The following is an 8640-nucleotide window of genomic DNA, read 5'->3' as shown; positions in this document are numbered from 1 at the left end:
AACTCAGAAGTGAAACACAATCGCGCCGATGGTAGTGTGGGGCTTCCCCATGTGAGAGTAGGTCATCGCCAGACGCCTAATTTAAAAAAGGCCATCCTAAGGGGTGGCCTTTTTGCTTTACGGCATTCCAATCAGTAGCATCGGGTAACCGCTACGCGTAACAGGCATGGTCCGATCTGTCGCTTGAGCTCATGAAGTATTAGAGCCTGCGAGCATCATTACCTTGCCCTTTTATGAGTAATCTATAGATACAGACTTCCATAATGCCTAGTTCCGTTAAGGTTTCTTAGTGTTTGGCTATTCGTCATCTTTATCAAATAAAGCAGCTATTCAATATGTTACAATGCGGGTTCTTCGCGTAATTTGGCTAGGGTAAAGAGCATGCTGACAAAGCTGTTAGTGACATTATTAGTGGTAGTTATTGGTTGGAAAGTGATAGCTAAGCGCCAGTCCGCTAACCAAATAGTCAATACCTCACCCGCGCCGAGTTTCTATAATAAGAAGGTTACTGCAACAGTAGCGGTGGTTTTATTGTTGGTTGCGGCCATCATTGTCGGTTGGCAGTGGTGGTTGGGCTTTGAGCAAGTGCAAGTGACCATAGGGTCGCCACAACATGGTACTACTGAGACCTATACCGTTCGTAAACGCGATATTAGTGACAATAAAATAGTGACTGTTGATGGTATCACTATCAGGTTATCGCAGCAGGAACGGGTGGAAATTGCGCCTTAGTTTTAATATTTTTGTATTAACTTTTCTTTCCGAATTAATCAGTTAAACTAGCAGCACTTCGTACTTCCACATCTTCACCTGCTGCTAGGAGGTTTTATGATCACAGCTTACATTTACCAGCATCAGCAGCTTAAAATCATCGAACTATCTGCAGAAGATGCCATTCCAGAAGATACCTTGTGGCTTGATCTTTATCGGCCAGACGATAGCGAGCGTGATTGGCTAGCTAAGTATTCGGTGGAGGAAGTGCCTGACGAAGAAGATATTAACGAGATTGAGGCTTCGGCACGTTTCTATCAGAATAGCGACGGCCTGCACATCAACTCACTGTTCCCACAGCGGGTAGGGCAAGACGTTCGTGGTGTAAACGTATCATTTAACTTACGTACTAGCTTCCTACTGACCATCCGTGAAGAAGATGTTGGCTTGATCCGTCTACTTCGTAACTATCTACGATTAGGACGAATCGATGTCAAGACGCCACAGGGCCTGTTCCTTGAGTTGTTTAACCTCAAAGTAGAATATCTATCAGACTTAATTGAAGATGTGTATACAGTGCTGGAGAACGTAAGTCAGCAAGTGTTTGAAAGTGATGAACTTGATGACATCTTCCGCATGATTACCCTGCAGGAAGATTCGAATGGTAAAATTCGTCTAAGTTTGCTCGATACGCAGCGCTCACTACGTTATATGCAGAAATATTACCGGCATGAGATGCTGGAAGAGGAGATTAAAGATATGCGTGAGATGCTATCGGATATCGAGTCTCTGATGCCACATAGTCAATTCATATTTGATAAATTGAACTTCTTGCTGGATGCAGCCATGGGCTTTAGTGGTTTACAGCAGAATAAGATTATCAAAATCTTCTCGGTTGCCGCAGTGGTGTTTCTGCCTCCGACGTTGATTGCCAGTAGCTACGGCATGAACTTTAAGCATATGCCGGAGTTAGATTGGTTTGTCGGTTATCCGTTAGCGATTGTGCTTATGTTGGCAAGTGCCGCAGGCACATATCTGTTCTTTAGGCGCAAGGGTTGGCTCTAGCCTTTACGTTGACATATCGCTAAGCGCCTATGGTTAGGCGCTTTTGCGTTTAAAGGGCAGTACCTGCGCCATGTTATTACGGAAGTGTTCTGGATCTTGCAGCACTTGTGCGAGCGAATCAAACTTGTTGCGCATGAGCGTCACTGTGGTTATGCAGCGCTGATATGGATTTGAGCAGCGGGCGAGTTTATGGGTTAGGTGTTGGTTAACGGCACGCAACTGCCATGCGTTTTTGCCAGCGCTACTGATGAGTTCTTCAGATAAATTCTGCTGCAGTTTATCGAGCTCTTCTGGTGAATGCTGCGCCATCCACATCAAGGTATCAAAATCAGGTAATTCAGCCATAGTGCTCCTCCCATCCTTGGTTGTCTTGGAGCATAAGCTCCGCCTTTATTTAAGCGTAGCTGATTTTTACTATTGAGCATATTTTCTTCTATTGCGTCTCGCTGCCGAAGTAATAGCTAATTCGTTCCCGTGGATTGAGGTATTTGTAGATCTTCTCCGGTAGGGCATTGGGTTGTATGCAACGAGTGATTTGTAACCCTTCTGATTCAAGATCAATTATCGGAGCTTGATCTTTGGGCACCATTGGGTCGTAGACCAGAATCCTTGGCAGAAGCAGTTTACTTAGATTGACTGACATGACTATGCCAAACTGTCCGGATGTGAGTTCAACTACCGATCCTGGTGGGTAAATTCCTAATAGCTTGATCATCTTTCCAATGAATTCTTGATTTAGCTTTCCTTTAGAATATTTATATAGGTAGCCTAAGGCTGCATAAGGTGTGCGAGCAACTGAGTTGGCAACGGTAGGATGACATAGCACATCATATTGATTAATCGCTGCCGCGAGTTGGGCTATTTGAGAGATATCTTCAGCCTTGAGTCCCCTTGGCGAGCCTGTACCATCAAGGTATTCATGGTGATTCAGAATCACTTCCATCGCTTGCTCTGGGAAGTCATTGGCCAGTTTGATGAATTCTTTGCCAAGTACTGGATGTTGATTCAATAAATTCTGCTCTGGTGCGGTAAGGGCTTCCTGTTTTCGCAATATCTGGCTTGGCAATTTCAGTTTACCGACATCGTGAAACAAGGCGCCAAGCCCAATAAATTCGATATCCTGGCGCGGCCATTCAAGCTCCTTCGCTACAAGCATTGACAGTACTGCGACGTTGAGCGAATGGTAATAGATGCCATCATCTTTTTTCTGATCAGACATCAGGTGCAGCACAAGGTTACTTGATGCAAGTAACTCTTCAGTGATATCGGCGACGAGCTCTTGTGCTTCTTGTACGGCATTGAGCGGACGTGAGCGTAATTTGTTTATAAGACTGCGCATTCGTGCCAAGGAACGATCAAAACTCTCTTCGGCTTTGTTAAGATCTCGACGCATTTTTCGCAGGACTTCAATTTGCTCGGTCTTGTTATGCTCCATCTGTTGATGCAGCTGTTCAAGCTCTGTTACATCGTTCGCTGCTGTGGCCGCTTCAGCTGGCGTTTCTAGCGGCGGTACATCACTTTTGTCGATATCCACATAAACCGAATCAATGCCTAGTTTTTTTATCAGTTCAATCTGTGCTTGCTGCTTGAGCCGAAAACTGCTGAAAAGAAAGGGATGATCTTTCCATGCGACCGGCAGTCGAACATAGTTTCCGACTTGTAATTACTGTACTGAAACGAAACGACTATTACCCATAGGCCACTATTTTTTGTTAGATGGTAAATAAATGTTTGCTTGCATTATGTATCTTTACTGCATAGGAGCGTTGATGTCAGCATACGCTCATCATGGATTAACAATATCTCTACAATGGATTTTATCGAAGTTTTCCCTAACGCAATATCCGACCCCCTTTGTGATCGGTTAATCACGATATTTAACGCTCATCCTTCGGTTGCCGCGGGGCAGACTGGCCATGGCGTTGATCGGAGTAAGAAATTTAGCTTCGATCTTACGTTGGAACATCACGGTGAACTCGCCTCTATTCGCGATGAACTATTAACAGGCGTGTTTCCCTGCGTTTGCCAGTACTTCGATAAATATTCTATGGCGCTTATGGGCGCTGTATCTGTCCAAGTTGCCGATTTATCGGGCCAAGTCGTTACCTTATACAATGAAAATTATGGCACATTGGGCGCAAATCGCTTGGATAGCTTGGTTAAGTATCTTTATCGTAGCGGTAACATTAATATCCAAAAATATTCTCAAGGGCAGGGTGGTTATCCGCATTGGCATTCAGAGCAGTATCCTCAATTGGGGCAGAGTGAGGCGCTGCACCGAGTCGCATTATTTATGGTGTATCTAAATGATGTTGCGGAGGGGGGCGAGACTGAGTTTTATTATCAGCAGCGTCAAGTTAGGCCAAGTAAGGGCACTGTCGTTATCGCGCCGGCTGGATTTACTCATACTCACCGTGGCAATGTACCTATCAGTAACGATAAATATATTGCCACGTCATGGATAATGTTTAATCGGGCAGAACAACTATATCGTAGTTAAAGCAGGGGAATCGTAATTCTGAACAAGGCACCTTCAAGCTCGGACTGTTCGATGGTTAAGGTGCCGCCGTAGCTGTCCACAATCTCTTGGCAAACGGCTAAACCGATCCCTTGACCAGAAGAGCGCGTATCTGCACGTACACCACGCTGAGTAATTTTTTCTCGGAGCGACTCATCGACACCAGGACCGTCATCTTCAACAATTATCTCGAGAATGTTTTTATATTTAGTCGCTGTTACTAGTACCGTAGAGATACATAGCCTGAACGCGTTTTCCATCAAATTGCCGACGAGCTCCATTAAGTCCCCTTGTTCACCAGGAAAGGCTAGCTCGGGGCTGACGTTAGCGGTAAAGGCTACGTTTTTGTCCCGATATACCTTGAAGAGCATCTGTGACAATTGATTGATTAAGGGCTCAATCATAGTGGTTTCTTTTTTAAGCCCTTTACGGCCTAACATGGCGCGCTTCAGTTGGTATTTTACCAAATGGTCCATCTGGCTTACTTGCTCCATCACCTTTTCCGCCATCTCTTTGCGGTTGAGGTTTTGGTCATCAGTAATGGCATGCACCGCCGCTAACCGAGTCTTTAAGCTATGAGCAAGGTCGTTCATTGCATTTTGATAGCGCTGTTGTTGTTCACCCGATTGACGGATAAGCTCGTTGAGCGCTTGCGTGATGCCTTCTAGCTCAACGGGATAGCCCTTAGAAAGTGACTGATTACGGCCTTGAATAATCGCCTTAAGTTCATTGCGCATACGGCCAAGCGGCTGCATGCCCCAATAAGCGGCACTGACTAGCAGTAGCAATGCTAGCGCGAGTACCAGTGCTAGACGCAAATAGGTACGCTTGGCAAATTTGCTCGATTCCTGTTGGATTTTCTCCGCATCTTTCAACACCAATAAGTTGTAGTGAATCGATGCAATATCAACAGAAAGCAGGTAAGCAAAATAACCTCGCTGGTCATTCATGCTTAAAAAGTAAGGGGGAATGTCATCGCGAATACTGTTAAAGCGTTCGCAAATATCAAATAAGCCACGATCCACCGCTAAGGCAGAGGTCCAGATCTGCTTGAACTGGTCGTCACAGGACGCCATCACATAAGACTGCTGGGTATTGTTCTCTTCCAGCCAAGCACTGGTATCTGGGATCAAGTCATGCTCGCGCAACTCTGCTGCTACTTGCGGGATCTCAGCGATAAGTTTCGCTGTTTCTTCGTTATAGCTGTTTTGCGCATGTAGAATGTTGACCATCCATGCTAAGCCAAAGCCTACCAACGCGATAATTGACAAAGATGTCAGGAACATTCGCGTAAGTAGGCGTTTTTTCGGTCTCATGGCTATTCGCATGGGAGGTTAAATTTATATCCTTGGCCGCGAATGGTGATGATAGGATTCTCAATACCGTCGCGGGTAAGTTTTTTGCGGAGTCGGCTTACCATCACTTCAATGGTATTTGGGTCACCTTCTTTATCACCGTAGATCACATCTAGCAGGCGTTGCTTAGCAACAACCTCATGATTGTGGCGCATCAGATATTCAAGGATCTGGTATTCAAATGCGGTGATATCCATCAACTCACCACTCATAGTCACCTGTTTGGCTGCCAAATCCAGCGACAATTCGCCACTGTTGATTACAGGTTTAACAAAGCCCGCACTACGACGCACTAACGCATCTAATCGTGCCACCAGTTCCTCTTTCTGGAAGGGTTTCACCAAGTAATCATCTGCGCCAGCATTTAGGCCCTCGACTTTGTCTTGCCAGTTAACACGCGCGGTTAAGATCAAAATAGGCGCTTTCAGTTCGGCGTCGCGTAACTGCTTAATCAATGAGATGCCGTCTTGGTCTGGCAACCCAAGGTCGACAATAGCAACGTCAATAGGGTAATCAGTTGCTTGATAAAATCCTTCTTTCGCAGTGGCGGCTACCTGTACTTGGTTGCCTAGTTCACTCAACTGAACTTTTAAGTGATGTGACAGTAATGGGTCATCCTCAACAACTAGTATTCTCATAATGTCTTTGTCCTTTATTGTTGCGGCATCAGTTTATGGTGAAATCATAGAAATTGCCAATGGCAGTTATCTTAAATTCCAGTTACTTAACTGTGGCTGACGCGTGTGGCAGAAATTATGTACATCCATTTCGTGTAAGGGCAACTAGCCCGTGCGATGGCTGTTCACTCCTATAAATAATTGGTATCTTGTTAGCCATCTTATGACAATTATGCTTGCTACCGCTCATGCGCGCGGCAGTAGTTAGATTATTTTAAAAGTGAGATGGAGCCCCGCCGTGAAAGGACAGATTTTAAGAGAAATGAAAGTGCTGCAGGCGATTGAACCTGCATTTGAAGTCGAACGTCGAGTGGCGTTTCTAAAGTCCAAGTTGCTAGAAGCCAAAAGTAAAGCCTTAGTATTAGGGATTAGTGGCGGTATCGATTCTTCGCTAGCTGGTCGCTTATGTCAGTTGGCTGTCGAGGCGCTAAATGAGCAAGCAGGGTCTGCAGACTACCAGTTTATTGCAGTGCGTTTGCCATATTTGGAGCAGCGTGATGAAGACGAAGCACAGTTGTCGTTGCAGTTTATCCGCCCTAGTAAGATTGTGACGGTGAATGTCCACGCTGGCGTTGAAGGGGTACATGATCAAGTGCTGTCGGGAATGAGTGCCGCTGGGGTTGAATTACCCTCTGCCAGTAAAGTCGATTTCGTCAAAGGCAATGTAAAAGCGCGTATGCGTATGATTGCTCAGTATGATATTGCGGGCTTGATTGGTGGGTTAGTTGTGGGCACAGACCACAGTGCGGAAAATATCACCGGTTTCTATACCAAGTGGGGCGATGGCGCTTGTGATATGACGCCATTATTTGGTTTGAATAAGCGTCAAGTCCGCCAAGTAGCTGCGTATCTTGGTGCGCCTGAAGTTTTGGTTAATAAGGCGCCAACCGCAGATTTAGAGTCAGATAATCCCGGCCTTGAGGATGAAGTCGCGTTAGGGATCAGCTACGATCAAATCGATGACTTCCTTGAAGGTAAAGAGGTGCCTGCCGCAGTGGAAGATAAATTGATTAGTATTTATAAGGCGACGCAGCATAAGCGTAAGCCCATTCCAACGATTTACGATTAATTGTTTATCGTGAAGAAAATGCCGCTAACAATCGCGGCATTTTCTTTGGCGCGGTGGATTTATCATTTTGATAATCGTTGTCTTAGTGATTCGATAAGTGCGTTGGGGAATTGACGGTAATCAAAATAGGGCAGGTGCCAGTGGCCACTATCATCTTGTGCTAAACGCTGTTTGAGGTTATTCACTAACGATTTACCACTCATTTGTTCCGCTATCGCTTGGCCACTATAAAAATGTAACTTAGCTGTTGAGTGCAGTGTTGGCTCATCGCAGTAAAAGCAGCATTGTTGCAGCAGACATGTTTGTAAAAATTGTCGCCAATCACTCGTATCATCAAGTATTTTGGCACTAATGACCCAAATTTTTCGCCAATGATTGCTGTTAGCCGTCAGTAGTTGTTGCATTGCATCTTGTTGTTGCCAATGCCATTTGTTGGGCACAACTGGAATATGGGGTAAATAGACGCAGTTACTGGCATGCGGATTACCGATGATCATTAAGGTTCCGTTTATGTTGTGGAGTTATGGTTGGTCAATATTTGCTTACCATCACAAATTCTACATTAAAAGTGACAAGCGGCGGCGTTAGTTGTGTTAGTTGACTAGACTTTATTTTAGCGGCTTGTGTTATTACCGATTTAAAAGGAGGTTGAATTGGAAGAGAACATTCGATACAGCTTGATGGCTAAAGGCCAACGACACCCCTTAGGGTTCTTCGTCAATGGCTTGTTTTACGAACAGCTTAAAAGCAACAGTCGGGCGAAAGGTTATGTCGACGCGAGCGGTTTTTTCTATCCTTCTGTCAATAAAGCAGATCCTCGAAGTCGTATTCCTACCGCTAAAATTGACGGCTTAACCTTTACGCGTTTGTCTGATATTGCTGAGTTTGATTTAGTGAAGTTTGAAGCCTAAAAGCAAGCAAACTCATTAAGATAAAAAAGCCACTTAGGGTGGCTTTTTTATTGTTTTGATAATGGAAGGTAATGCTAGCGCTCCGGCAAAGTGATATTGAGCTCTAACACAGACAAGTTGTCATCATTTTGGTCCAGCGCGACCGAAACTTGATCTTCGTCCACATGTACATATTTGCGGATCACTTCGATGATCTCTTGTTTCATCAAAGGCAGATAATCTGGGTCACCACGCTGCGAACGTTGATGGGCAACAATAATCTGCAAGCGCTCTTTGGCCGTGGCGGCAGTGTTGCTTTTCTTCGTGCTTCTAAAATAGTCGAGTAAGGACATAG

Annotated in this window: 11 protein-coding genes; 5 read left to right on the top strand and 6 right to left on the bottom strand. The window is 45.0% G+C overall.

Features of this window, described 5'->3' with window-relative positions; all coding sequences use genetic code 11:
- Window positions 1-381: 381 nt before the first annotated feature.
- Complete coding sequence (locus ACN0TT_RS13475; protein WP_417762659.1) at window positions 382-732, top strand: hypothetical protein; 351 nt, start codon at window positions 382-384, stop codon at window positions 730-732.
- A gap of 96 nt (window positions 733-828) precedes the next feature.
- Window positions 829-1776, top strand: a complete 948-nt coding sequence (gene corA / locus ACN0TT_RS13470) for a magnesium/cobalt transporter CorA (RefSeq protein ID WP_417762658.1) — start codon at window positions 829-831, stop codon at window positions 1774-1776.
- A gap of 33 nt (window positions 1777-1809) precedes the next feature.
- On the opposite strand, the gene ACN0TT_RS13465 is transcribed toward corA, so the two are convergent.
- Entirely contained in the window at window positions 1810-2121 is a 312-nt protein-coding gene (locus ACN0TT_RS13465) for a DUF3135 domain-containing protein (protein WP_417762657.1), read from the bottom strand.
- A gap of 88 nt (window positions 2122-2209) precedes the next feature.
- Window positions 2210-3415: an HD-GYP domain-containing protein gene (locus tag ACN0TT_RS13460; RefSeq protein WP_417762668.1), complete on the bottom strand. Its 1206-nt coding sequence runs from the start codon at window positions 3413-3415 to the stop codon at window positions 2210-2212.
- Window positions 3416-3586: 171 nt separating this feature from the next.
- Between ACN0TT_RS13460 and ACN0TT_RS13455 the strand changes: the two genes are divergently transcribed.
- Window positions 3587-4276, top strand: coding sequence for a 2OG-Fe(II) oxygenase (locus tag ACN0TT_RS13455; RefSeq protein WP_417762656.1), 690 nt, complete (start codon window positions 3587-3589; stop codon window positions 4274-4276).
- On the opposite strand, the gene ACN0TT_RS13450 is transcribed toward ACN0TT_RS13455, so the two are convergent.
- Together ACN0TT_RS13450 and ACN0TT_RS13445 are read right to left on the bottom strand one after the other, a co-directional pair.
- Window positions 4273-5622 (bottom strand): sensor histidine kinase, encoded by a 1350-nt coding sequence (locus ACN0TT_RS13450; RefSeq protein WP_417762655.1) that lies wholly within the window; start codon window positions 5620-5622, stop codon window positions 4273-4275. The two genes, ACN0TT_RS13455 and ACN0TT_RS13450, sit on opposite strands and share 4 nt — an antisense overlap.
- The gene (locus tag ACN0TT_RS13445; protein ID WP_238898442.1) at window positions 5613-6287 is read right to left on the bottom strand and encodes a response regulator; all 675 of its coding nucleotides are present in this window, start codon (window positions 6285-6287) and stop codon (window positions 5613-5615) included. The genes ACN0TT_RS13450 and ACN0TT_RS13445 overlap by 10 nt, the downstream gene beginning before the upstream one ends.
- 277 nt (window positions 6288-6564) lie before the next feature.
- Here ACN0TT_RS13445 and nadE point away from each other — a divergent pair, with 277 nt between their 5' ends.
- Window positions 6565-7395 carry an ammonia-dependent NAD(+) synthetase gene (nadE, locus tag ACN0TT_RS13440; RefSeq protein WP_417762654.1) on the top strand — a complete coding sequence of 277 codons (831 nt, stop codon included), beginning with the start codon at window positions 6565-6567 and terminating at the stop codon, window positions 7393-7395.
- 62 nt (window positions 7396-7457) lie between these two features.
- Here the strand turns inward: nadE and ACN0TT_RS13435 are convergent, their stop codons facing one another.
- Window positions 7458-7892, bottom strand: coding sequence for a DUF6942 family protein (locus tag ACN0TT_RS13435; RefSeq protein ID WP_417762653.1), 435 nt, complete (start codon window positions 7890-7892; stop codon window positions 7458-7460).
- A gap of 156 nt (window positions 7893-8048) precedes the next feature.
- On the opposite strand from ACN0TT_RS13435, the gene ACN0TT_RS13430 reads away from it, so the two are divergent.
- Entirely contained in the window at window positions 8049-8306 is a 258-nt protein-coding gene (locus tag ACN0TT_RS13430) for a hypothetical protein (protein WP_417762652.1), read from the top strand.
- Window positions 8307-8380: 74 nt separating this feature from the next.
- Here the strand turns inward: ACN0TT_RS13430 and minE are convergent, their stop codons facing one another.
- Window positions 8381-8638 carry a cell division topological specificity factor MinE gene (minE, locus tag ACN0TT_RS13425; RefSeq protein ID WP_238898446.1) on the bottom strand — a complete coding sequence of 86 codons (258 nt, stop codon included), beginning with the start codon at window positions 8636-8638 and terminating at the stop codon, window positions 8381-8383.
- Between the last annotated feature and the right edge of the window lie 2 nt (window positions 8639-8640).

This window comes from Shewanella sp. (genome assembly GCF_048265805.1).
Lineage (GTDB): Bacteria > Pseudomonadota > Gammaproteobacteria > Enterobacterales > Shewanellaceae > Shewanella.
Note: the sequence above shows the minus strand (reverse complement) of the source record. Positions and strands in the feature narration are given on the sequence as shown.

Excerpts from the sequence above, each read along its gene's own strand:
- ACN0TT_RS13475 (WP_417762659.1), top strand. The coding sequence starts at position 382 with ATGCTGACAAAGCTGTTAGTGACATTATTAGTGGTAGTTATTGGTTGG.
- corA (WP_417762658.1), top strand. The coding sequence starts at position 829 with ATGATCACAGCTTACATTTACCAGCATCAGCAGCTTAAAATCATCGAA.
- ACN0TT_RS13465 (WP_417762657.1), bottom strand. The coding sequence starts at position 2,121 with ATGGCTGAATTACCTGATTTTGATACCTTGATGTGGATGGCGCAGCAT.
- ACN0TT_RS13455 (WP_417762656.1), top strand. The coding sequence starts at position 3,587 with ATGGATTTTATCGAAGTTTTCCCTAACGCAATATCCGACCCCCTTTGT.
- ACN0TT_RS13450 (WP_417762655.1), bottom strand. The coding sequence starts at position 5,622 with ATGCGAATAGCCATGAGACCGAAAAAACGCCTACTTACGCGAATGTTC.
- ACN0TT_RS13445 (WP_238898442.1), bottom strand. The coding sequence starts at position 6,287 with ATGAGAATACTAGTTGTTGAGGATGACCCATTACTGTCACATCACTTA.
- ACN0TT_RS13435 (WP_417762653.1), bottom strand. The coding sequence starts at position 7,892 with ATGATCATCGGTAATCCGCATGCCAGTAACTGCGTCTATTTACCCCAT.
- minE (WP_238898446.1), bottom strand. The coding sequence starts at position 8,638 with ATGTCCTTACTCGACTATTTTAGAAGCACGAAGAAAAGCAACACTGCC.